The sequence below is a fragment of the Actinomycetota bacterium genome, from assembly GCA_040757835.1.
GTDB lineage: Bacteria > Actinomycetota > Geothermincolia > Geothermincolales > RBG-13-55-18 > SURF-21.
In genome coordinates this window covers 386213-409657 of the sequence record JBFLWJ010000001.1, presented here as the reverse complement: position 1 = coordinate 409657, position 23445 = coordinate 386213, and the positions used below count along the sequence as shown (strand labels likewise).

Sequence of the window (23445 nt, the reverse complement as noted above, 5' to 3'; positions counted from 1 at the left end):
TTTTCGTAGAGCTTCACTTCAGAAAATCAGAGATAACCCTCCCACTGTGGTATAGACATCTCTAGGATCACCATTGACCCCTCGACCCTGGCATTGAGCAGCTCAGCGTCCACGGGAAGGGACGGAAAGACAACGGTGTGGACCGTGTCATCAGGGTTGTGGCCTGAATCTTTACTGTTCATATAGTCCTCAAGGGGCTCAATGGCCACCCCGTTGACGCCGCTCGCCTTGACCACGCATTGAGTCTTTTTTCCGCCCTCAGAGAGGTACAAGCGACCTCCTTCGGCTTCCAGGGCGTCGCCGGGCAGGCCCATTGCCTTTCCGATGTCGGATATCGAGATGGCCATGGACGCCCTGTGGCGGGAGACCTCCCTGACCTCCAGCCTTCCGGTGAGAAGAGCCGGCATGTTCAGCTCCAGATCATAGAGGTTAACGCTGCCCCTGTACGGCAATCCCGCCAGGGCGCCCTCCCCGGCCTGGTACCCCAGTTCACCCTCCCAGGTCAACTGCAGCTCACCGATGTGGTTGCGGGCAAGGCTCACCAGGAAAGGAAAGGAGTTGATGCTCGCCTCAAGGCTGTCCGGCAGCTCGTACTGGGAGCGCAGCGCCCTCTCCATGCCTTGCTGGCTGAGCAGGGTCACCCCCACCTCCGCCGCGAGGAGAAGTGCCAGAACGGTCACCACCGTGAAAAGCAACTTGCGCAAAAACATCCCTCCTGTCCGTGCAAAAGATATTTTAAGCGCCGGCGATGACATCCCTTTGCCTGCCCGTGGACGTCTCATTCACACACCGAGCAGGCACGAAGAGATCCTTTTCAGGTGGTGAGATGAACGTTCATCGATATGAGCGACCATCGCGGTTGCCGTATCGGGATACTTCCTGTTGGACCTCTCGGAGAACGCCCTCGCGATGTCTGGCATGGTTTATATTCCGATATGGCGAAAGCGTTTATGAACAACCCTAAACCCATGCCCCCAGATCTCCCCCGACCAGGCTCCGTAGAGACCCTTAACCGGAAGACGGTTATGTCCTCTTCAACAGGAAGTCGCGGTAGAGGGCCTCCTCGGACTCCTCCTTGAGGCTGCGGGTCATGAGCCCCATGAGCATCTCGGCGGGAGGGACCCCTTCCTCTATGACCGCATGCACCCCCAGGGCGATGGGCGTCTCCACCCCGAGCTTCTCCGCCAGACCGACCACAGCCCGCGTGGCGTAGACGCCCTCCACCACCATGCGGCCCTCGGCGAGCACCTCCGGGGCCTTCCCGCCCGCTCCCAGTCTCTCCCCGAAACCGCGGTTGCGGGAGTGGCGGCTGATGCAGGTGACGATGAGGTCTCCGACGCCAGAGAGGCCGGAGAAGGTGATGGGGTTGGCTCCCATGGCGCTCCCGAAGCGCGCCATCTCCGCCAGCCCCCGCGTAATGAGGGTGGCCTTGGTGTTGTCCCCGAGGCCGAGGCCGTCCAGGAAACCGCAGGCGATAGCGATGATGTTCTTGCAGGCCCCGCCCACCTCCACCCCGATCACGTCGCTGTTGGTGTAGACGCGGAAGTACGGCGAGCTGAAGGAGGCCTGCAGGGAGCGGGAGACCTCACCGTCGCCGCAGGCGATCACCGTGGCGCTGGGCACCATCCTCGCCACCTCCTCGGCGTGGTTGGGCCCCGAGAGCACCGCTACGCCTGTCGCCCTGTCCCTGCCCAGTTCCACCGCGATGGCCTCGGAGAGGCGCCACCCGCTGTCGTAGTCGAAGCCCTTTGCCAGGTTGAGGACGACGGCGCCGGCAGGCATATACGGTGACGCCGCCGCGGCCACCTCGCGTGTCCAGCGCGACGGCACCGCCATCACCGCCACCTCCGCCCCGGCCAGAGACCTCTCCAGGTCGATGTCTGCCGCGATACCCGGGGCCAGTTCCACGTCGCTGAGGAAGAGGGGGTTCCTTGCGTCGCGGTTGATGCCCTCCACCACCTCCGGCTCCCTCGCCCACATGCGCACCTCGTGGCCCAGGAGGGCCAGGTGAGAGGCCATGGCCGTGCCCCAGCTGCCCGATCCGACGACCGTTACCTTCATCACTCCGCCTCGACAGATTGCGCCTTGCGCCGTCCTATCTTCGGTTCTTCCCCCTTGAGCAGGCGCTTGATGTTCTCGCGGTGCTGGTAGATGGCGAGGGCACTGCCCACCAGCGCGATGACCAGGAAAGGCCACTTGTCCCATTCGCCCCAGAAGACGATGAAGGTTGCCACGGTGAAGGTCACCGCCGCGCTAATGGAGGCCACGGACATGATGCGGGTGAGCAGCACCAAGAGGACGAAGACGCCCAGGACCACCACCGTCACCTGCCAGGGGTAGGCGGCGATGATCACTCCCCCGCTGGTGGCGATGCCCTTGCCGCCTTTGAACTTCAGGAATATGCTCCAGTTGTGCCCGGCGATGGATGCCAGCCCCGCCACCAGGGAGAGGTTGGGGCCAAGCCCCAGGGCCCTGCCGATGGCCACGGCCGCCACTCCCTTGGCCATGTCCAGGAGCATGACGGCTATGAAGGGCCGGACGCCGAAGTTGCGCAGCACGTTGGTGGCGCCGATGTTCCCCGAGCCCAGCTTGCGCAGGTCCTGCTTGAAGAGGAAGATGGAGACCAGCAGCCCGAAGGGTATCGAGCCGATGACGTAACTCGCGAAAATCCAGGCTACCGCCGTCGCGTCCAAGCCGACATCCCCCTTACACTCTGCTCTGCACAGAACATCCGTTGACTATAACACATCGGGGCTGAAGCGGTTTCATACCGTCGCGGCACGGCCCCTAGCGGCCCTGCCGCTTCTCCAGGGCACGGCGCGAGCGCAAGGCGATGCGTATGGGCGTCCCCTCGAAGGCGAAGGTCTCGCGGATCTTGCGCTCCAGGAACCTCTCGTATGCCGGGGTGGCCAGGTCGGGGCGGTTGACGAAGAAGACGAACTGCGGCGGCGCCGTCCGTGCCTGGGTGAGGTAGTACATCTGCAGCCGCTTGCCGCGCCGCGAAGGCGGCGGGGTCTGGGTGATGACACGGTGCAGCAGCTGGTTGAGGTGGGCGGTCTGTATGCGCGATTCCCAGGTCACACGCACGCGGTCCACCACCGGCAGCAGGCGGTTCACCCCCGCGCCGCTGAGGGCGCTCACGCGCAGGAAAGGGGCGTAGGAGATGAAATGGAGTTTATCCATGGCGTCTTCGTAGACCACCTGCGCGTTGCCGGCGGCCTTCACCTGGTCCCACTTGTTGAGCACCACGGCGCATGCGCGCCCGTCGTCCTTCACCCTGGCCGCGATCCTCTGGTCCTGCTCGGTTATGCCCGTGGACGCGTCGACCACCAGCAGCACCACCTGGGCGCGGTCGATGGCTTTCCACACCCTCACCTGGCTGTAGAACTCCACCCCCTCCCTTATCTTGGTGCGCTTGCGCCAGCCGGCGGTGTCGATGAAACGGTAGGTGGTCTCCCCCACGGTGAGCACCGTGTCCACCGCGTCCCGCGTAGTGCCGGGTATGTCGCTAATGATGGAGCGCTCCTCGCGCAGCAGGCGGTTGAAGAGGGTGGACTTTCCGACATTGGGCCGGCCCACGATGGCCACCACCGTCTCCGGCCCTTCCTCCTCCTGTTCGAGCGGCGCCTCGGGGAGGCCGGCCACGATCATGTCCAGCAGGTCGCCGATGTTCCTGCCGTGCATGGCCGACACCGGCCACGGCTCCCCCATGCCCAGGGAGTACCATTCCACGGTTTCGTCCTCCTGGCGCTGGTTGTCCACCTTGTTGGCGGCGAGCACCACCGGCTTGCCGCTGCGCCGCAGCACCTGGGCTATCTCCTCGTCGCCGGCGGTCACCCCTTCCGCCGCGTCCACCATCATCAGCACCAGGTCCGCCTCCTCCACCGCCTGCATGGCCTGCCGGCCTATGGCCTTGACCAGCTTCTCCTCCGCCACCGGGTCCATGCCTCCGGTGTCCACGATGCGGAAGTCCCTCCCCCTCCAGTTGGCGGTGAAGTAGTTGCGGTCGCGGGTCACGCCGGGATCGCTTTCCACGATGGCATCTCCCTTGGCCACGATGCGGTTGACCATGGTCGACTTGCCCACGTTAGGCCGGCCCACCACCGCCACCAGCGGCTTTTGCGATGCCATCAATCCGTTCCTTCCTCTGCCAGCAGCGCGTGCAGCAGCGCGCCGCCCTCCACCGCCACCGGCAGCAGCCGGTAACCGGTAGCGCGCTCCACTTCTGCGGGGGTCATGTCGTCGATGAACATCCCCTCTTTCAGCATGCTATCAGGGATGAGCAGCTCACGCGAGGCCGGCCCCGCCTCCCGCAGGGCCGCCGCTATATCGGCGCCGCCCAGCAGCGCGCTGACTGTTACCGACTCTCCCAGGAGGCGGTTCTCGACCTCTACGACCTCCACGCCGCGCAGACCGGCCAGATCGAGGGCCGCGTTCAGGACCCGTCCGCCCGCGGCCCCGGTGACGATGCCGCGCCGTGACCCGATGTGTCCCACGCACGCAAGGGCCCCCTCCTTCATTTCTTCCATGAACTTCCTGGCCATGCCGATACCGTTCTCAAGTTGCGGATAATCATCGTAGTCCCCGGCGGGCGGGAAGCCCTCTCCAGCCAGGAGATAGAACTCGTCGGCCGCGAAGAAGGTGCGCCTGCCGTGGCGTTCCTGGGCGAGCGCTTGGTATTCACGCACCGCTGCCAGCACCTCGCGTGCCGTGCCGCGGTCGTGTCCCTTGAGGCGCTGCGGCAGCCGCCCCACGTGGCGGGTAAGCCCCACCGGCACCACCCCCAGGGAAGCCGGCGCGTAACCTTCGAGCGCCTCCCGCAGGGTGCGCCGCAACTCCTCGCCGTCGTTTATACCGGGGCACACCACCACCTGCAGGTGCAACTCCAGCCCCTCAGCGGCCAGTTCCTCCAAAGCCGCCAGGCCGGCGCCGGCGTCTCCGCCCATGAGGAGACCGCGCAGTTCGGGGTCAGTGGAGTGCAGGGAGACGTAGAGCGGCGACAGGCGCAGCCTCTTTATCCTCTCCAAGTCATCGCGCGAGAGGTTGTTCAAGGTCACGAAATTGCCGTAGTAAAAGGAGAGGCGGTAGTCGTCGTCCTTGATGTACAGCGACGGCCGAAGCCCCTCCGGCAGCTGGTCCACGAAGCAGAAAACACAGCGGTTGCGGCAGCGCCGTACCCCGTCGAAGACCGCTTCGTCGAAGACCAGTCCCAGGGGGGTCCCGCTCGTCTTGCGTATCCTGTGGGTGACGGATTTTTCTCCGCGGCGCAGCTCCAGGGTCACGCGTCTCGCTTCAGAGGCCTGCAGGCAGTCGAGGATGTCCAGGGGCCTCATACCGTCGATGGCCACCAGGCGGTCACCCGGATGCACTTTACCGTGGCAGGGCGAGGAGGGCCTTATCTCCATGATGCGGGGAGGAGGCCAGTGCCCGGGCGGAGGCAGCCGGCGCGCCGGTCGCAGGCTCACCGCGCTCCCGTCCGTTCCCTTATCGCCTCGGAAAGCCTTCCCACCACCTGCGCGACGTCCTCGCCGGTGGTGTCGATGAGCCTTGCATCGGGAGCGCGCTTGAGCGGGTTGTGCCGGCGCGTGGAGTCGAGGTGGTCCCTGCGCACCATCTCCTGCTCCACGGCATGCAGCGATACCTCGTAGCCGTCCTTGATCATCTCCCGATAGCGCCGGAGCGCCCGTTCCTTGGGAGTGGCGGTGATAAAAAACTTCAGGTCCGCCCGGGGGAATACCACCGTCCCCACGTCCCTGCCCTCCACCACCATGTCCCCGCCCGCGGCCAGGCGGCGTTGTTTTCTAACCATCTCCTTGCGTACGCAGGGATGCGAAGACACCTGGGAGACGTGGACCGAGACCTCCCGCGAACGGATGCCCCTGGTCACGTCCTCGCCGTCCATGAGCATACGGAAGGGAGGCCTGCGGCGTGGGGCATAGACCATCTCCAGGTCCATCTCCGCGGCCAGGGCGGCCAGCCCCTTATCGTCGTCAAGGTCGATATGGTCACGCAGAGCACGCAGGGTGAGGGCGCGGTACATGGCCCCGGTGTCGAGGTAGCCGAAACCCAGGCGCCGCGACAGTTTCTGCGCGACGGTGCTCTTGCCAGCCCCTGCCGGACCGTCTATGGTTATGATCAGACTGCGGGCAGCGGGACTCTTTTCATCGTTCATGATTAGATTATAATTACGCGTGCGGGGAGTTCACAATCGCACTGGGAGGTGCCCACCATGAAGGATCTGCGCGGAAAGAACGTCTTGATCACCGGAGGTGCCCTGGGGATGGGAAAGTCCCTGGCCCGGCTGCTCCTCCACGAAGGATGCCACGTGGCCATCGTGGACATCCGCGAGTCCGACCTCGAGCAGGCCCGCGAGGACCTCGCCCGTAGCGGCGATATCGCCTCCTACGTCTGCGACATCTCCGACCGCGGCGCGGTCTACGCCATGGCGGAGATGGTGCGGGAAGAGTTCGGGCCCATCGACATCCTGGTCAACAACGCCGGCGTGGTCAAGTCCAATCCCTTCCTGGACAAGCCCGACGAGGTCATCGAGCGCACGGTGGCCGTGAACCTGCTGGCACATTTCTGGACCATGAAGGCCTTCCTCCCGGACATGGTGGCGAAGAAAGAAGGCCACGTGGTAAACATGGCTTCCGCCGGAGGGCTGCTGGGCGTACCCTACATCAGCGATTACTGCGCCACCAAGTTCGCGGTCATCGGCCTCACCGAGTCCCTGCGCCAGGAGTTCAAACTCAGGAGACTGCGTAAGGTGCGCTTCACCTACGTCTGCCCCAACACCGTGGGCACCGGCATGTTCGCGGGCGCCAGACCCGTGAGGGGGACCAGGCTGCTCACCGCCGAGGACGTCACCGGGAAAATCCTGCAGGGTATAAAGAAGAACCGCTCTTTCATCGGGGTGCCGCTCTCCGTCTACCTGGTCCCCCTAACCAAGGCCCTGACGCCCATCCCGGTGCTTGACCTCTTCAACCGCGCCATGGGCATCGCCACCTCGTCCGAGACCACCGTCGGCCGCGGCGACTGACCCGTTTTCACGCAAGGCCGCGCAGGACTTCCGCGAAGCCCGGGAAGGAGATGTCGACGCATTCCCAACCGGAGATGACCGTATCCCCGTCGGCGCATAGGGCGGCCACGGCAAGGGCCATGGCGATGCGGTGGTCGCCGTGGGAGTCTACGCGCGCGCCATGCAGTGATACCGGCCCGCGTACCTCGAACCCGTCCGGCGATTCCTCTATCTCAGCCCCCATCTTACGCAGCTCTCCACAGATGGCCGCTATGCGGTCGCTCTCCTTGACACGCAGCTCTCCGGCCCCCCTCACCACCGTGGCGCCGCGGGCGCGGCAGCCCAGCACGGCCAGCAGGGGCACCTCGTCGATCATGGCCGGTATGCGGTCTCCCTCCACCTCTATACCGTTGAGGGCGGCGGACCTCACCTCGAGGTCCCCCCGCGGCTCGTTGGCAGCCTCGCGGTAGCGCGACTCCATCACCAGTGCCCCCATGGTGTTGAGTACCGAGAGGAAGCCCGCCCGCGTCGGGTTGAGTCCGGTATCCACCAGGGTCAGGCGCGAGCCGGGCACAAGTACCGCCGCCGCCAGCAGGAAGGCGGCACTGGAGATGTCGCCGGGGACCTCGATCTCGCTCCCCGCGAGGGCCGAGGGCCTCACGGTCATGGCGTCGCCGTCGCCGAAACGGAGGTCGCCTCCCATGAGCAGCAGCATCCTCTCGGTGTGGTCGCGCGAGGAACGTCCGCCCCGGATGGTTGTCTCGCCCTCCGCCTGCATCCCCGCCAGCAGCAGGGCGGACTTTACCTGGGCACTGTCCACTTTCATCGCGAAGTCGATGCCTTTGAGCCCCCCGCCCGTGATGGTCAGGGGGGGCCTGGTGTCATCGTCCCCACCCGTTATCCTCGCCCCCATGGCGCGCAGTGGCGCGATGATACGTCCCATGGGGCGGCCGCGCAGCGAGGCGTCGCCGTCGATGACGCAGGTAAAGTCCCGTCCCGCCAGGGCCCCCGCCAGCAGCCGCATGGTGGTGGCGGAGTTGCCGGCGTCGAGGACGCCCGTCGGCTCTCTCCAGGCCTCCGGCCCCCTGCCGTCGATGGTCAGCACCTCGCCGTCGAGGTCCAGCCCGACCCCCAGCTCGCGCAGGCAGGCGAGGGTGGACAGGCAGTCCGCCGAGCGCAGGAATGGCCGCGCCACCGTCCTTCCCTCCGCCATGGCCCCGAGGATAGCGGCGCGGTGCGATATGGATTTGTCGGGTGGGACCCGGACTTCGCCAGCGAGCCCTCGCGCGGGTCCCCTCCAGGCCTCTTCCATGTCTCTACTCCCCTCGAGTCCATGCACGGCTCCCGTTGCGGCCGCCGCTCCTTATTCCCCCCCCAGGGCCCTGCCGATGTTCGCGCGGTAGCCCTTTTGCCTCAGGGCCTCCGCGGCCCGCAGGGCGCTCTCCTCGCCGCTGATGGTGAGCCGCAGCAGGCCCATCCCGCTCTCCAGCGGGTGCACCAGCTCGATGTCCTCGATGTTTATGCCCATCTCCCCCACTGTGAGGGTCACGTCGCTGATCACGCCCGGCCGGTCGTCCACGGCCAGGATGACGCTGTAGAACCCCGCCAAGGATTCCCCCAGCACCGGCGCGATGCTCTGGCGGCCGCTGCTGGCGCTGTGCATCCAGCGCACCAGCCCCTCCTCGTCCCCCGCCGCCAGCAGGTCCGCTATACGGCGCATGGACTCTATACATTCCGACAGGGACTCCCCCACCGCTTCGCGGTTCTCCATGAGAATGTCCAGCCACAGCGAGGCGTCCGAAGCCGCGATGCGCGTCATGTCGCGAAAACCTCCCGCCGCCAGGCGCAGCAGGGGGTACTCCTCCGCGCGCTCGAGGGCCAGGTTCATCAGGGACATGGCCATGACATGGGGCAGGTGGCTGATGACGGAGACGGCGCGGTCATGCTGCCTCGGCTCCATGGCGATGACCCTGGCGCCCAGTGAGGCCAGCAGCGCGTGCAGCCTGGAATACACCGCGGCGTCACATTCCCCGCTGGGGGTGAGCACATAGTAGGCATCGCGGAAGAGCTGGGGGTCCGCGAAACCGACCCCACGCTGCTCCGAGCCCGCCAGGGGGTGGCCGCCGATGAAATGGCAATGGCGCGGCAATGCCTCCGCGGCGGCGGCGACCACGCGTTCCTTCACCGAGCCGACATCGCTGACGGTGGTGCCGGGGCGCAGCGCGGGAGCGGCTTCCCGCAGCACCGCGGGTATCGCCCGCACCGGCACCGCAACGAACAGGAGGTCGCAGCCTGCGGCCAGCTCCTTGACGCCCGCCGCCGTATCCTCGATGGCTCCTCTCTTCAGGGCACCCGAGAGCATCTCGGCATCGGCGTCGCAGCCGACGACCCTGGCGGCGGCGCCTTCGCTGCGCAGGGCCAGCCCGAGGGAGCCGCCGATGAGGCCGGTACCCACTATACCGATGCACTGATACTGGGTCTTCTGGTCCATCCCGCCGTACGCCTCCTCACCCCAGCGTCTATCCCCTGCCCAGGAAGGCCGCCAGCTCCGCGAGCTCGTCCATCATCGCCTTGAAGCCGTCCACGGTCATGGACTGCGGGCCGTCGCACAGGGCCTCGCGGGGGTTGGGGTGCATCTCCACCATCACCCCGTCCGCCCCGGCCGCCAGGGCCGCCTTGCAGAGCGGCGAGACCAGGTCTCGCACGCCGGTCGCATGGCTGGGATCGACGATGATGGGAAGGTGGGAGTAGTTCTTCACCGCCGGCACCGCGGAGATGTCCAGGGTGTTGCGGGTCCCGGTCTCGAAGGTGCGGATGCCCCGCTCGCACAGGATTACGTTCTTGTTCCCCTCCTTGAGGACATACTCCGCGGCCATCAGCCACTCCTCCACCGTGGAGCTCATTCCGCGCTTGAGCAGGACCGGTTTGTCCTGGTATCCCAGGTCCCTGAGCATGAGGAAGTTCTGCATGTTGCGCGCCCCCACCTGAAGGACATCGGCGTAACGCGCCACCACCTCTATGTCCCTCACATCCAGCACCTCGGTGACGACGGGCAGCCCCGTCTCCTCGCGCGCCCGCGCAAGCATGGCCAAGCCCTCCTCGCCCAGTCCCTGGAAGCTGTAGGGCGAGGTGCGGGGCTTATAGGCGCCGCCCCGGAATAGGGACGCCCCGGCGTCCCTGGCCGCCCGCGCCGCGGTGATCACCTGTTCCTCGCTCTCCACCGAACACGGCCCGGCGATGACCGAGAAGGAGCCGCCACCGATGCGCGCCCCCGCGACCTCTATCACCGTGGGCTCGTCCCTGAACTCCCGGCTCACCAGTTTATAGGGCTTCATGATGGGGACGACCTTCTCCACGGCGGGATAGGCCTCCAGGGGTATCTGCATCACGCGCTCGCGGTCACCGATGACCCCGATGACCGTGCGGAATTCGCCGCGCGATACGTGAGCCTCGGCGCCCACCTCATGCAGCACGTCCACGAGTTCCGTGATGTCCGCGTCCGTCGCGCCCTCGTGCAGTACGATCACCAATTCCACCACTTCCTTCCGGTCATGACCCCGCCTGCCGCCCGGGATACCCGCCCCGGGGCGGAGCCCGCTTATCCTCTCCGTCCCTTTCCAGCGACGGCATCCGCCATGCGCCCGCCGTCTTCCTTCTCCCGTAAATCCAAGGAGTTCGAGCCCCGGGCTCGAACTCCCCTTATCCGCTATGTGGTTGTGAGGCGCTGCCGGCTTACTCGGGGAGGTCAGTCCTCAGCTGGCGCGCCCCCTCGAGATAGGGATGGCGCAGTTCGTGCGGATGTTTTCGCGTGTAGAAATGCATGAGGACCCTGAGGCACATGGGCGCGGAATCCTCGATGGACAGCTCTCGCGCGCACAGGAGCGGCACATGGGTCAGCCCGATATGGCGCGCCGCCGCCGCCGGGAACTCCGCCGTGAGGTCCTCGGTGGCGGTGAAGATGATATCCATTATGTCCTCCGGGCGGATGTCGTTGCGCTTGATCATCTCCCGCAGCAACTCCGCCGCCCGCTCGGTTATCTCCTCTTTGGTGTTCTCCTTGCAGAGGGTAGCCCCCCGCAACGCTCTCACCTGCATATCCCGCCTCCTCCTGGTCCAGACATCATATTACCATAACCCCAGCCGGACGGTCTTGGTCTTTTCGGCCGTGCATCAGGGCAAACCTTCCGCGACCTCGCGCAGGGCACGCAGCTCCTCCCCGCTGAGGGGCCGGTAGCTCCCCTCCTCCAGCCCTTTTAGGTCCAGAGGCCCGAAGCGGGTGCGGATGAGGTCGGTCACCTCCAGACCCACCGCCGCGCACATCCGACGTACCTGCCTCTTGCGCCCCTCGTGGATGGCCATCTCGAGCAGGCAACCGCCGGCGTCACGCGAGAGCACCTTCACCTTCGCAGGCGCGGTGTTCCCTTCCTCAAGGGGGATGCCCTTGCGCAGCCTGGACAGCCCCCGCGCGGAGAGCTGCCCGCTGGCCCTTACCACGTAGGTCTTCTCGACACCGCGGCTGGGGTGGAGCAGCCTTTGTGCCAGGTAGCCGTCGTTGGTGATGAGCAGCAGCCCGCGCGTATCGCGGTCCAGGCGCCCCACCGGGAAGAGCCTCGCCTCCTCGTGCAGCAGGTCCATGACCGTGGGGCGGCGCCGGGTATCCTTTACGGTTGTTATATATCCCGGTGGCTTGTTGAGGAGAAAGTAACGCTTCTCCACCTCAAGGTCGATGGGTACGCCGTCGACGCTTACACGGTCGTGTTCCGTGTCGACGCGTTCTCCCAGGGCGGCCGTGCGGCCGTTGACCTGTACCCTCCCGGACCCGATCATCTCCTCGCAACGGCGGCGCGAGCCCAGCCCCGCCGCGGCCAGCACCTTCTGCAACCGCTCGCCCTCAGGCATGGATCACCAGCCCCGCGCCTCAATCCGCCGCCGCTCCGGGGACCTCTTCCTCCCCAGCGGGCCGGTCCCGTCGCTCCTCCTCGGCGGCATCCGTGGGCACCGCCGCCGGGGCCTGCAACACCACCGCCTCCGCAACGTCGTAGGACGCACCGTCTTCCATGTCGGCCTCAGCGTCTTCTTCACCGCCGCTCTCCCGCGGCTGGCCCGACAGCGACTGCGCTATACGCTCCACCGTCTCACGGCCCGGTTCGAAATCCTCCAGGGGCGGCAGCTCGTCCAGGCTGTTGAGGCCGAAACGTTCGAGGAACTTTTCCGTGGTGGCGTACAGGACCGGGCCGCCCGGCGACCTCTCCTTGCCGGCTTCAGCCACAAGGCCCTGTTCCTCCAGCACCTTGACCATGCTCTCCGACTGTACCCCCCGCAGATTGGCGACCTGTCCGCGGGTGATGGGCTGCATGTAGGCGATGATCGCCAGGGTCTCCACGGCGGCCCGCGTGAGGCGGGCCCGCCGCGAGGAGAGCAGGAGCTTCTCTATCTGGGATGCATAGGCCGGGTGCGTATGCATGCGCCACCCACCCCCCACCTCCCGCAGCTGCATCCCGCGATTGTAGGAGGCGTATTCGTCCCGCAGCTCCTGCAAAGCGGAGACCACCAGGCCTTCGTCGCAGTCCAGGACATCGGCCAGCCGCCGCGGCGCGAGAGGGTCATCGGCAACGAAGAGCATGGCCTCCAGCGCCCCCTTGATCTCCTCCATCTCGTCGATGTCGTCCCGGCCCTCTCCCGTCCTCCACAACTTACCGCCTATGGGTTTAAAATCCATGGTCCTCATCTCCCATCGCGCACACCTCAATGTCCCCGAAACGGGCGGCCTGGTTCATATCGATCTCCTCGCGCTTGTACAGCTCCAGAAGTGCCAGGAACACGGCGATGAACTCCACGCGCAGCACGCAGTCCGCGGTCAGCTCACGGTAGCTGGTGCTCTTCTTCGCCGCCAGGACCTCTCGCACCCGCGCCATGAAATCGTCGATGTTCACCTTGATCTGAGCGATGTAGGAGACGTCCAGCTCCGTCTCCAGCTCCATCATCTCTCGAGCGGCCCGTGCCAGCTTATCCAGGGTCATGCCGCGCAGGATATCGGGCATGACGTGACGGAAAGGTTCCTCCAGGTCGACCTCGCGGTAGTAATACCTCTCCTCGCGGTCCAGCCTCTTTCCGAGTTCCGAGGCGGCGTCGCGGAACTTTTGATATTCCACCAGCCGCCACAGCAGTTCCTCCCGCAGCTCCGCCGGTCCCAGCTCCTCCACTTCCTTCTCCGGCTCCGGCAGGAGGTAATCCGATTTCAACTTGAGCAGGGTGGCCGCTATGAGCAGGAACTCCGTCGCCACCTCCAGGTCCAGATCCTGCATGGCCTCCATATAGGCGATATACTCGTCGGCTATCTCGGCGATGGAGACCTCATAGATATCTATCTCGCGGCGTCCGATGAGATGGAGCAGGAGGTCGAAGGGCCCCTCGAAGATCTCCAGCTTCACCTGATAGGGCAAGTCCTACCCCCTCAACCTATGCCGATACGCGACCGCACCTCGCCGAGGACACTGCGTGCCAGGGGTTTCACCGTCTCCAGGCCTTGAGCCATCACCTCCCAGGCGTAACCGGGCCTGGCCTCCAGCGCCCGGCGCCTCTCCTGGAAGGGCAGCAGCGACTCCACCACCCGGTCGGCGAGGATACCCTTGCACTCCACGCAACCCCAACCCGCGGTGCGGCATTTCTTGGCAACCTCGTCCAGGCGGTCCATTGTGTGCACCTTGTGCAGGGCGTAAGCGCTGCACTTCTCAGGGTCGCCCGGGTCCTTGCGAGTGCGCCGCGCCGGGTCCGTGATCATGGAGAGGACCTTCTTCCTCAACTCGTCCGGAGAGTCGGTCAAGGAGATAAAGTTGCCGTAGCTCTTGCTCATCTTGCGCCCGTCGGTGCCCGGGATGCGCGGGCTGCGGGAGAGCAGTGACTGCGGCTCCTTGAAGGTCTCTCCGTAGAGGTGGTTGAAGCGGCGCACGATCTCCCTCGTCAGCTCCAGGTGGGGGAGCTGGTCCTCCCCCACCGGCACCCCGTCCGCCCTGACCATGAGGATGTCCGCGGCCTGCAGCACCGGGTAGCCCAGAAAACCGTGGGTTGATATTTCCCTGCCCTGCAGCTGTTCCTGCTGCTCCTTGAAGGAGGGCACCCTCTCCAGCCATCCCAGGGGCGTGATCATGGACAGGTAGAGCGACAGCTCGGCCACCTCCGGCAGGTCGGATTGGCGGTAGACCGCCGCCTTGCCGGGGTCGATACCTGCCGCGAGCCAGTCCAGGACCATGTCCTCGGTGTACTCGCGCATGCGGGAGGGGTCCTGGTAATCGGTGGTTAGAGCGTGCCAGTCGGCGATGAAGAAGTAGCATTCCGCCTTCTCCTGCAGCTCGATCATCTCCTTGAGGTTGCCGTGCAGGTTGCCCAGGTGCAGCTTGCCGGTGGGACGGTATCCGGTGAGTATCCTCTGCGCCAAATGTCTCTCCTCTCCAGCTGTCCGCTCGCCATACAATAGCCGTCTTCTCCGCACATGTCATTATTATATACGCCTGCGCCATATGCCTCTCATCCCGCCATGGCGGTCACAGGAAGTCGTCGGCCTCGCGCAGCCGCCGTTGCCTGGCGTCTCTTGGCTCGTCCTGGTGGGACCCCACCAGCTCTACCAGCTCCCTCTCACTCCCGGCGCGCGCCAGAAGCTCCGCGGCGATCTCCGCGTGGTGGAGCTGTACGTAGAGCCCCCTGCGCCATCCCCGGGGCAGGCTATGCATGCGCCCAAGGACCCCGCTTCCCGATACCTCACCCTCCACGCGCTGCGCCAACGCCACCAGACGCGAAGGATAGAATATCTCCAGGGCGGTGTACAGCCAGCGCGAGAACAACCCCAGCTCGCCGCGGAGCTTGCCGGTATCGTGCAGGAGCCCGGCCCGGCGCAGAATGTCTTCGTCTCCCAGCCGGGAGGCTACGGCCAGGGAGTGGGCCAGGTCGTAACGGCTCATGGCCAGGAAGAGCGCTCGCTCGCCGCCGGAGAGCCCCCGCGCCGCGCGGCGCGAGCGCGCGCGCAGCCGCGGGTCCAGGGACGCCAGGGTCACATAGATCTTGCCGGGGAGGTTACGCCAGGTGTTCATCGCATACCGTCGTCACAATCCGAACAGACGGAGGAGTGCATCCAGTAACGCGTTCACCGGACCGGAAAGGAAGAAACCGAAAAGCCAGAACAAGGCGATGATGATTATGAAACCATATTGCTCAATCGAGTCATAAGCACGCTTTGCGTTACCGCGCAGATAGTATCCGACGATACGAGAGCCATCGAGGGGAGGTATTGGTATCAGATTGAACACGAAGAGCACGATGTTTATATAGCCGATAACGATCAGGGTGTCGATCACCCTGATCATCGTCGTTGTATCACTCACCCTGTTAAGGATTCCGGCAGCACCGAGGAACACCAGGCTAAGCGCAAAATTGGAGAGGGGTCCAGCCAGGGAAACCCAGATGATGGCACGGGCTTTGCGGAAGAGGAATGGGTTGATGGGCACCGGCTTGGCGTAACCGAAGATAAAGCCGCCATAACCCATGATATTCATGAGGAGTAGAACTCCTGGGAGAATCAGGGTCCCGAAGGGGTCGATGTGAGCCAGGGGGTCAAGGGTCAGCCTGCCCGCCCGCTTGGCGGTGGTATCTCCCATGCGGTAGGCCACGTAGCCGTGCATGTACTCGTGGACTATGACCCCGATGATCAGGCCCACCAGCATGTAAATGGCTTGTTCCCAGTTGCTCACAAGGTCATCCGCCCTTCCGCCGTTCCTTCACCAGGCGCCGCGCCAGCGCCAGCTCCTCCGTGCGGCCTTTTACCTTTCCGTCCAGCCTCTCGGCCCTCACCGCGGCCAGTATCTCCCCATAGGCCCGGGAAGGACGCAGCCCCATCTCCGCCAGGTCGTTGCCGTCTATCTCCGTCTCCATGTCCTTCCATGATCTTATATAGGAAGTGACCTTATCCCGCGGGGTGGGGCCGGCGAGGACATAGAGATATGCTAAGGCCTCGTCTGTCAGGGGGTCAAGGAAATCCACCACCCTGCTGGGGGCCGCCCCCCGCGCGCCCAGGGCCTTCATGGCCCCCGGCACCCGCTGCAGGCACTGCAGGATGGCCGCGCTGTCCTCGCGCCTGAAGCGCATGAGGTGGCACCACTTCTCCGCCTCGCGCGGAGGCAGCTCCTCGAGCATTGCTGCCAGGGAGGGTATCCATTTCTTCATCTCCCCCCCGAGCAAGGCTACGGCCCTGGGAAGCAGCTGCTCCATACGGCGGTAACGCTTGCGCATGGCATCGCTCACCGCCAGGTCGGGGTGGAGGGTGTGCAGCGCCCCCAGGTCTTCCAGTCTCTCCACCGCCGCCAGCGGCAGTGGACAAGGCTCGGAGAAGATGTCGATGAGCTCGTCCCGGACCCTGGCGTTGGTGAGCTTGCCCACTATCTCCATCTCCACTGCCCTGCGGGCCAGCATCTCGGTCTGGCTCTCGAGCTGGAAACCATAGCGCTGCTCGAAACGGACGGCCCGGAAGATGCGTGTCGGGTCCTCCACGAAGCTCAGGTTGTGAAGGATGCGCACGTGGCGGCGCTCCAGGTCGCGCAGGCCCCCGAAGAAGTCGAGCAGCTCCCCGAAGCGTTCCCCGGTCAGCGCGATGGCCATGGCGTTGATGGTGAAATCGCGGCGGAAGAGGTCCTGCCTCACGGAGGAGACCTCCACCGTGGGCAGGGCCGCCGGGTATTCGTAGAACTCGGTGCGCGCGGTGGCCACGTCGATACGGCGCCCGTTCGGCAGGATGACCACCGCGGTCCCGAACTTGCGGTGGCTCCTGATCCTCCCCTTCAGGGCGCGGGAGAGCATGCGTGCGAACTCGATCCCCTCCCCCTCCACCACGATGTCCAGGTCCAGGTTGGGCACGCCCAGCAGCAGGTCCCTGACCACCCCTCCCACGAGATAGACGCGGTAGTCTCCGCTCTCCGCCGTCTGCGAGATGACGCGCAGCAGCGCCTGCATCTCCCCCGGCAGCGTCCGCTGCATCAGCTCCAGCACCTCGGCGCGGGAATATCCGGGGGCCTTCCCCGGCGGAGCGAAGCCGCGCAGGTACCCCGGTCCGTGCAGCGCGCGGATCACGTCCTTGCGGGTGACGATGCCCATCACCTTGCCCCCCTTGACCACCGGCACGCGCCCGATGGCGTTGGAGGTCATCAGGGCCTGTATCTCCTGCAGCGGTGCTTTCTCGTCCACCGCGATGAGGTTACGTGACATGAAGCCCTTCACCGGGGCGTGCCCCAGGCCGTGGTGCCCTGCCTTGTCCAGGTCCTTGCGGGAGATGATCCCAGTGAGCCTTCCCGCCTCGTCAACCACCGGGAACGCGGTGTGTCCGGTGCGCTCCATGCGCCGTGAGGCCTCGGAGATAGGGATGTTCTCTGACAGGGTTTTCACGGGGCCGCTCATGATCTCCCCTGCGGTCACCAGGGGCCTCACCCTCTCCTTCAGTTGCTCGAGCAGTTCCGCCTGCGCGCGTTCCAGCGTATACCCCTTCATCACCGCGGAGCCCGCCTTGGCGTGCCCCCCTCCGCCCAGCCCTCCGAGAACACCGTCCACATCCACCTGGTCCAGGCGGGAGAGACCGACCACCACCACCCTGCCGTGCATCTCGGACAGGGTAAAGAGTACGTCCAGGTTCTCCAGCTCCGCCAGCTTGCTGGCGATGAGGGAAGCTCCCTCGACATACTCGTCCATCTTCGCCGTCGCCACCGCCACCAGGACCCCCCGCTCACGGCGGAACTCTAGTCCCGCCAGCAGCCTCTTCATCAGTTCGTGTTGGGCCGGCGTGAGCGGAGGGCTGAGGAAATGCATGATCACACCCAGGTTGGCGCCCTGGCGCATGAGGTACGAGAGCGTTTCGGCGTCCTCGTAGGTGGTGCCGGCAAAGGTGAGCGAGCCGGTGTCCTCGTGGATACCCAGCGCGAACAGGGTCGCCTCGAAGGGGGTTATCTCCAGGCCCTTGTGTCGGATGATCTTTGCGAGCACGGTGGTGGTGGCTCCCAGCAACTCGCTGTGGTCCTTGACGCCGGCCATGTCCTGGGGGGAAGGTGGATGGTGGTCGTACACGAAGACCTCGACCCCGGGGCGGTCCGGCACGTCGCGGAATTCCCCCAGCCTTTCGGCGATACGGTTGTCCACGACGATGAGCCGGGTGACGGCCTCGGTATCCAGGGCTCTGGGCTCCATGAAGTCCATGACGTCGCCGTGGAGGGCGATGAACTCGCGCACGTTGCGGTTGACCGAGCCGGCGAAGACCATCACCGCTTCCGGGTAGAGCTTCTTCGCCGCCACCATGGACGCCAGGGCATCGAAATCAACGTTCACGTGCCCCAGGATCACGTCCACGGCTGCCGGCCCCCGACATCCATCTACATCAGCCTACCCGCAGGCCCATGTCCCCCAGAGCCGACTCCATGGTCTCGATGTAGACACGCCCCTCCTCGGGGCTGATAACGCCGTCTCCATCGCGCGACACGGAGACGAGGTGGTCGGCCGCCCTTCTCAACTCCTCGGCATCGCCGAAGTTATCGTACAGGAGGTCGACCCGCTGCAGGAGCTCGCCCCCTGTCAGCCCCGCCAGCCCCAGGGCCTCTTCCAGTACCTGCAAGGCCTCGAAGGCGGCCGCCGGTATATCGCCGTCGTCCCTGAGCTGTTTGACCGTCTCCCACAGGAGCACGAAGCGCATCCCCACCTCCGGATTGGCGGCGTTGAGGAGGTGGAGCTCCAGGAGGTCCCGGGCGAACCGCGTCGCCATGGTCGCGAAACCGTCCGCCAGCTCTATCTCTCTCTCGATATCCTCTTCCTCTGCGTACTCGGTGTCCTCCAGCGCCGCCTGGCTCGCGCGCAGGTCCTCGAGGTCCTGTTCCAGGCGCTGGATCAGCTCCAGGGGCTCTTCCCCCCACACCCTGGCCCCCCAGCTGGCCAGCAGACGCCGGGCGTCATTGATCATCTCCAGGCTGATCACTGCGTCAAGGTCGTCGTCGGACTCGATGAGTTCCCTGAGGTCCTCCGGGGGATGCAGGATCTTCCTGATCTCACGGCTCCGAACCATAAACGGACTGAAGGGTTTTTCAAGGGCGGCTCTTTCCTCCCCCAGCATTTCGGACAGGATCTCGACGGTACCGTCCAGAGAGATCATAGCGCCTTCCAGGGCTTTTCCCACTTCTCCCTCGGAGAGCGCCCGATCGATGCTGGACCAGTCCGCTTCCCACGTGCCCTTTTTCTGTTCCACCAGGGACTGGATCTTCTTCCTCACCCTGTCCTTGATGCCGGCAGGCACGCGTGCCTGCTTCAACAGGTCCGTCAGCCAGCCATCGCCAAAGAAAAGGTCCTCCATGTCTGATGTCGCCTTCCTCCTCGGCCTTTTAGACTATTTTATCATTCTCTCCTCTCTGGCATTTCCCTCCCCTGCCGTAACGTCAAAGGACGCCGGCCCTGGAAGTTTGGACCCGCAATGCAGGTCGGGTATCCATAGATCCAACCTCGGTCTTATGTAATGGCGACTGGGGCCAGTATAAATGCTGGCCCATACCCTACGGGGAAAAGGCGGAGCAGGGCTGGAAGACCGGCGGATAAACAGGTCGGGGCGTATGGCCGTTTTCTTTCCGTCTGAGGGACAAAGAGTGAAGGGCCGCCCACGGGCGGCCCTTCTTGATCGTCTCAAGCGTCAGGCGATGCCGAAGCGTTTCAGTTCCACTGCGGTCTCCTGGAACTGCTCTTCCCAGATGGGATCGGCCAGTCGGCCGTATTCCTCGCCGTAACGGTCGAGGTCGGGGGCAAGATCGTCGATGACCCCCTCCGCTTCCGGATGCGTCGGCCGGGCTCCGAACCGCTCCACGCACTCGCGCAGCACGTGCGGATGGTCGATGACCATGCAGGGCCGCAGCAGGTTGGGGTGGTAGGGGGCACGCTCCCTGATGCCGTGGAAGAAGTCAGATTCCAAGGCCTCTATGAGGGTCTTTTCCTTGATGTTGTCCACCGCGAAGTGGACAAAGACACACGGCTCCACATCCCCGTTCTGGTTGATGTGCAGGTAGCGTCTCCCCGCGGCCAGGCATCCCCCGACCAGCGGACCGTCACACCAGAAATCCGAGATCAAGGCCCTCTTTTCCCTGCGCATGCGGGAGATGCGCTCCAGACGCTGGACACGCTGCTCCGGCGTGGTCATGAGCTCGAGCGACGGCCGCGTCCCGATGGGCATGTACTGGAAGTACCAGCCGATGAAGCAACCCTTCTCGTCCATGTAATAGTCCACGAACTCGTCCGAAGTCAGGGCGTCGGTGTTGTAACGGGTCACGGTGGCGGAGAACCCGTAGAGGGCCCTGGCCTCATTGAGGTTGTCCATGGCCTGGATGACCTTGTCGTAGACCCCTTCCCCTCTCCTGGCATCCGTCTCCTCGCGGTACCCCTCCACGGATATGCAGGGGATGATGTTACCGGCCTCGGCTATCTGGTAGGCCAGCTCGCGGTCGATGAGGGTGCCGTTGGTATAGACCTGGAAGGTCACATCGTGGTGTTTCCTGCACACGTCCAGCAGTGGTTTGTAATGGAAGGGCTCTCCCCCGGAGATGACGTTGAAGTAAATACCCATCTCCTTGGCCTCGCAGATGACACGTTCGAAGACGTGCACCGGAAGGTCGTCCTTCCTGGAGTACATCCCCGCGTAGCAGCCGATGCATTTGAGGTTGCAGCGCATACTGGGGCTGATGACCAAGAGCAGCGGCGGGCTGTAGCCATGTTCTTTCTCATACTCTTCCCGCACCCTCGCCTTGTAGAAGAGGGCATCGGTGAGGAAGTTCATGGCCCCTCGCCTTACGTTCTTGTGCAGTTCTGGCAGGCGATTCTTTACCTGCAGGATAAGGGACCGCATGAATTCCTGCCCCTCAGGCCAGGTGATGCCCGTGACGAACTTCTCGGCGAATGCGAGGAGCTTGTCGTCGGGGATGTTGGGAAGAACGTAGATTAAGCCGTTTATCGTCTTCTTGATGGCATAGTCCCTTATCACGGATACGTCCGGCATTTTTTCACCTCCTCTCTGTTTTCCTCGCGCACATTCACTTACCGTCGCGCGCACAGGGACGCCGCCCCTGGCGCTACTGGTCCCTTTGCTCATAACTTATTCCCCGGCTCCAAGACCAAGAAACCAGATGATACGGAAACGGTTACTCTCGACGGTCAGTTCCGCCATGGCGTTTCCCTCGCAGTGCTATAGCCGGATGCAAGCTCTCTTCTTTGATCCGGTATTTGTCCATTTTATCACGGGCATCTGACAAACAAGCATGCGTCACGCGTGGGGGTGTGCTCTCAGGTACTCCTCACGCAGCCTCGCCTTGCTCACATGCGTATATATCTGCGTCGTGCTGATGCTGGCATGGCCGAGCAGCTCCTGTATGTATCTGAGGTCGGCCCCGTTCTCCAACAGGTGGGTGGCATAACCGTGGCGCAGGGTGTGGGGGGTCATCCTGCCCTCGAGGCCCGCCCGCCTGGCATACTTCTTCACCAGCTCCCAGGCGCCCTGGCGGGTCAGCCTGCCGCCCCTCTGGTTGAGGAAGACGGCCCTCTGGCTGGCGGTGCGTGCCAGCCTGGAGCGCCCCACCGCCATATACTCGCGCAGGGCAGCTGCCGCAGCGCTGCCTATGGGGACCACGCGCTCCCGCGACCCCTTGCCCAGCACGCGCAGCTCCCCCTCCGCCAGGTCCACATCCTCGAGGTCCAGCCCGGTCAGCTCGGATATACGGATGCCCGTGCCGTAAAGCGTTTCCAGGATGGCGCGGTCGCGCAGGCCGGGGGGGTCCTCCGCCACGGGCTGTTCGAGGAGCCGGCGGGTCTCCTCCTGCGAGAGCACCCTCGGCAGGGCCCTGACATGCCGCGGTGACGGCAGGTCCGCGCCCGGCAGCTCCCCGTGGACTTCCTCCTCTGCCAGGAAGCGCTGAAAGCCGCGCAGCGCGGCGACCATGCGCGCCACGGAACGAGGCGATAAGCCCTGGCGCCGCAGCTCCTCCAGGAAAATGGTGATATCGCCGCGCTCCACCTCCGCCGGAGATGACCTTCCCCGCGAGCCCGCGAAGTGGACCCACCTGCGCAGGTCCCTGCCGTAGGCCTCCACCGTACGCGGTGACAGTCCCTTCTCCACCCTTATGTAGACCAGGTAGTCGCTCAGCAAAGCGTTCCAGATGGCTGCGGGATCATTTTCTCCCACGGGATACCTCCCCCGCTGTGTCCCGTGTCAACCTCCCTGGCGCCCGAAAAGCTGTCCACTGTCGACATCGATGGGCAGGATGTGTTCCAGGGGCTCGAACTCCAGGCCGTGAGCCTCGGCGACGGGGCGGGAGGTGACCCGACCCTCCACCGTGTTCACTCCCTTCGCCAGGCTGCCATTGCGCCTCACCGCGTCCTTGAGCCCGTACTCCGCTATCTCCAGGGCATACGGAAGGGTCACGTTGGTGAGGGCGAAGGTTGAGGTCCTGGGGACCGCGCCCGGTATGTTGCCTACGCAATAGTGGAGCACGTCGTGCTCGATATACACGGGGTCGGAGTGCGTGGTCATGCGCGAGGTGGTGATGCACCCCCCCTGGTCGACCGAGATATCCACCACCACGGAGCCCGGGCGCATGCTGTGCACCGTATCGTCGTCGACAAGCACCGGGGTGAGGGCCCCGGTCACCAGCACCGCCCCGATCACCAGGTCCGCCTCCCTGACCATCTCGCGCACGTTCATCTTGTTCGAGACCAACGTGGTAACGCGGCCGTGCAGGATATGCTCGAGATAGCGCAGCTTCTCCAGGCTCTTGTCCATGACGATTACGTGCGCGTCCATGCCCGTGGCCAGGATGGCTGAGTGCGAGCCCACTATCCCCGCCCCCAGGATGACCACGTTTGCCGGGGGCACACCGGTGGCGCCGCCCAGCAACATGCCGCGCCCGCCGTTCATCTTCTCCAGGTAATGGGCCCCCACCTGGGGAGCCATACGGCCCGCCACCTCGCTCATGGGCGCCAGCAGGGGCAGGCTGCCGTCCGGTCTCTCCACCGTCTCATAGGCAACGCCGACCACCCTGCGCCTTATGAGCTCCAGCGTCAGTTCCCTGTGGGCCGCCAAGTGCAGGAAGGTGAAGACTATCTGTCCCTCCCGCAGCAGGTCGAACTCCGACTCCTGAGGTTCCTTCACCTTGAGGATGAGCTCCGCCTCGGAGAAGACGTCCTCCGCCCCCGGCACGACCTCCGCACCCGCGGCCAGGTAATCGGAGTCCGAGATGCTCGACCCCTCGCCTGCACCCTTCTCGATAAGCACCCTGTGGCCGTCCACGATGAACTCGTGGGCCCCCTGGGGGGTGACGGCGACTCGATACTCCTGGTCCAGTGTCTCCCTGGGCACTCCTACGATCATCTCTCCTCCAGAC

General features: G+C 64.9%; 22 protein-coding genes. 1 reads left to right on the top strand and 21 read right to left on the bottom strand.

Going from position 1 to position 23445, the window contains the following annotated elements; translation table 11 throughout:
- Nucleotides 1-26: 26 nt before the first annotated feature.
- From AB1384_01830 to cmk, 6 genes are all read right to left on the bottom strand, one after another.
- Complete coding sequence (locus AB1384_01830) at nt 27-704, bottom strand: LmeA family phospholipid-binding protein (GenBank protein ID MEW6553011.1); 678 nt, start codon at nt 702-704, stop codon at nt 27-29.
- Nucleotides 705-1023: 319 nt separating this feature from the next.
- Nucleotides 1024-2061 carry an NAD(P)H-dependent glycerol-3-phosphate dehydrogenase gene (locus AB1384_01825; protein MEW6553010.1) on the bottom strand — a complete coding sequence of 346 codons (1038 nt, stop codon included), beginning with the start codon at nt 2059-2061 and terminating at the stop codon, nt 1024-1026.
- Complete coding sequence (gene plsY, locus AB1384_01820) at nt 2061-2693, bottom strand: glycerol-3-phosphate 1-O-acyltransferase PlsY (GenBank protein ID MEW6553009.1); 633 nt, start codon at nt 2691-2693, stop codon at nt 2061-2063. The genes AB1384_01825 and plsY overlap by 1 nt, the downstream gene beginning before the upstream one ends.
- A 94-nt stretch (nt 2694-2787) precedes the next feature.
- Nucleotides 2788-4131 (bottom strand): ribosome biogenesis GTPase Der, encoded by a 1344-nt coding sequence (gene der / locus AB1384_01815; GenBank protein MEW6553008.1) that lies wholly within the window; start codon nt 4129-4131, stop codon nt 2788-2790.
- Entirely contained in the window at nt 4131-5465 is a 1335-nt protein-coding gene (locus AB1384_01810; GenBank protein MEW6553007.1) for a DUF512 domain-containing protein, read from the bottom strand. The genes der and AB1384_01810 overlap by 1 nt, the downstream gene beginning before the upstream one ends.
- Nucleotides 5462-6172 (bottom strand): (d)CMP kinase, encoded by a 711-nt coding sequence (gene cmk, locus AB1384_01805; GenBank protein ID MEW6553006.1) that lies wholly within the window; start codon nt 6170-6172, stop codon nt 5462-5464. Before cmk ends, AB1384_01810 begins: the two co-directional genes overlap by 4 nt.
- Before the next feature lie 57 nt (nt 6173-6229).
- On the opposite strand from cmk, the gene AB1384_01800 reads away from it, so the two are divergent.
- Nucleotides 6230-7039, top strand: coding sequence for an SDR family oxidoreductase (locus AB1384_01800; protein ID MEW6553005.1), 810 nt, complete (start codon nt 6230-6232; stop codon nt 7037-7039).
- Nucleotides 7040-7046: 7 nt separating this feature from the next.
- Here AB1384_01800 and aroA read toward each other — a convergent pair whose 3' ends face one another.
- The 15 genes from aroA to ald form a co-directional block, all read right to left on the bottom strand.
- Complete coding sequence (gene aroA, locus AB1384_01795) at nt 7047-8330, bottom strand: 3-phosphoshikimate 1-carboxyvinyltransferase (protein MEW6553004.1); 1284 nt, start codon at nt 8328-8330, stop codon at nt 7047-7049.
- A 51-nt stretch (nt 8331-8381) separates the two neighbouring features.
- The gene (locus AB1384_01790; protein ID MEW6553003.1) at nt 8382-9509 is read right to left on the bottom strand and encodes a prephenate dehydrogenase; all 1128 of its coding nucleotides are present in this window, start codon (nt 9507-9509) and stop codon (nt 8382-8384) included.
- Between the two features lie 28 nt (nt 9510-9537).
- On the bottom strand, nt 9538-10548 hold the full coding sequence (aroF, locus tag AB1384_01785) for a 3-deoxy-7-phosphoheptulonate synthase (GenBank protein MEW6553002.1): 1011 nt from the start codon (nt 10546-10548) through the stop codon (nt 9538-9540).
- Between the two features lie 202 nt (nt 10549-10750).
- Nucleotides 10751-11113, bottom strand: coding sequence for a chorismate mutase (gene aroH / locus AB1384_01780; GenBank protein MEW6553001.1), 363 nt, complete (start codon nt 11111-11113; stop codon nt 10751-10753).
- A gap of 75 nt (nt 11114-11188) precedes the next feature.
- Nucleotides 11189-11917, bottom strand: coding sequence for a pseudouridine synthase (locus tag AB1384_01775; protein MEW6553000.1), 729 nt, complete (start codon nt 11915-11917; stop codon nt 11189-11191).
- 19 nt (nt 11918-11936) lie between these two features.
- Nucleotides 11937-12737 carry an SMC-Scp complex subunit ScpB gene (gene scpB / locus AB1384_01770; protein ID MEW6552999.1) on the bottom strand — a complete coding sequence of 267 codons (801 nt, stop codon included), beginning with the start codon at nt 12735-12737 and terminating at the stop codon, nt 11937-11939.
- On the bottom strand, nt 12727-13461 hold the full coding sequence (locus tag AB1384_01765; protein ID MEW6552998.1) for a segregation/condensation protein A: 735 nt from the start codon (nt 13459-13461) through the stop codon (nt 12727-12729). The genes scpB and AB1384_01765 overlap by 11 nt, the downstream gene beginning before the upstream one ends.
- An 11-nt stretch (nt 13462-13472) precedes the next feature.
- A complete protein-coding gene (gene trpS, locus AB1384_01760; GenBank protein ID MEW6552997.1) occupies nt 13473-14453 on the bottom strand; it encodes a tryptophan--tRNA ligase in 981 nt (326 codons plus the stop codon).
- 106 nt (nt 14454-14559) lie between these two features.
- The gene (locus AB1384_01755; protein MEW6552996.1) at nt 14560-15102 is read right to left on the bottom strand and encodes a hypothetical protein; all 543 of its coding nucleotides are present in this window, start codon (nt 15100-15102) and stop codon (nt 14560-14562) included.
- 12 nt (nt 15103-15114) lie between these two features.
- The gene (locus AB1384_01750) at nt 15115-15759 is read right to left on the bottom strand and encodes a site-2 protease family protein (protein MEW6552995.1); all 645 of its coding nucleotides are present in this window, start codon (nt 15757-15759) and stop codon (nt 15115-15117) included.
- 4 nt (nt 15760-15763) lie between these two features.
- Nucleotides 15764-18394, bottom strand: coding sequence for a CBS domain-containing protein (locus AB1384_01745; GenBank protein ID MEW6552994.1), 2631 nt, complete (start codon nt 18392-18394; stop codon nt 15764-15766).
- Between the two features lie 28 nt (nt 18395-18422).
- Nucleotides 18423-19385 carry a hypothetical protein gene (locus AB1384_01740; protein ID MEW6552993.1) on the bottom strand — a complete coding sequence of 321 codons (963 nt, stop codon included), beginning with the start codon at nt 19383-19385 and terminating at the stop codon, nt 18423-18425.
- 330 nt (nt 19386-19715) lie between these two features.
- Nucleotides 19716-21068 (bottom strand): radical SAM protein, encoded by a 1353-nt coding sequence (locus AB1384_01735; protein MEW6552992.1) that lies wholly within the window; start codon nt 21066-21068, stop codon nt 19716-19718.
- Nucleotides 21069-21332: 264 nt separating this feature from the next.
- Nucleotides 21333-22247: a site-specific tyrosine recombinase XerD gene (gene xerD / locus AB1384_01730; protein ID MEW6552991.1), complete on the bottom strand. Its 915-nt coding sequence runs from the start codon at nt 22245-22247 to the stop codon at nt 21333-21335.
- 27 nt (nt 22248-22274) lie between these two features.
- On the bottom strand, nt 22275-23432 hold the full coding sequence (gene ald / locus AB1384_01725; protein ID MEW6552990.1) for an alanine dehydrogenase: 1158 nt from the start codon (nt 23430-23432) through the stop codon (nt 22275-22277).
- Nucleotides 23433-23445: the final 13 nt, after the last annotated feature.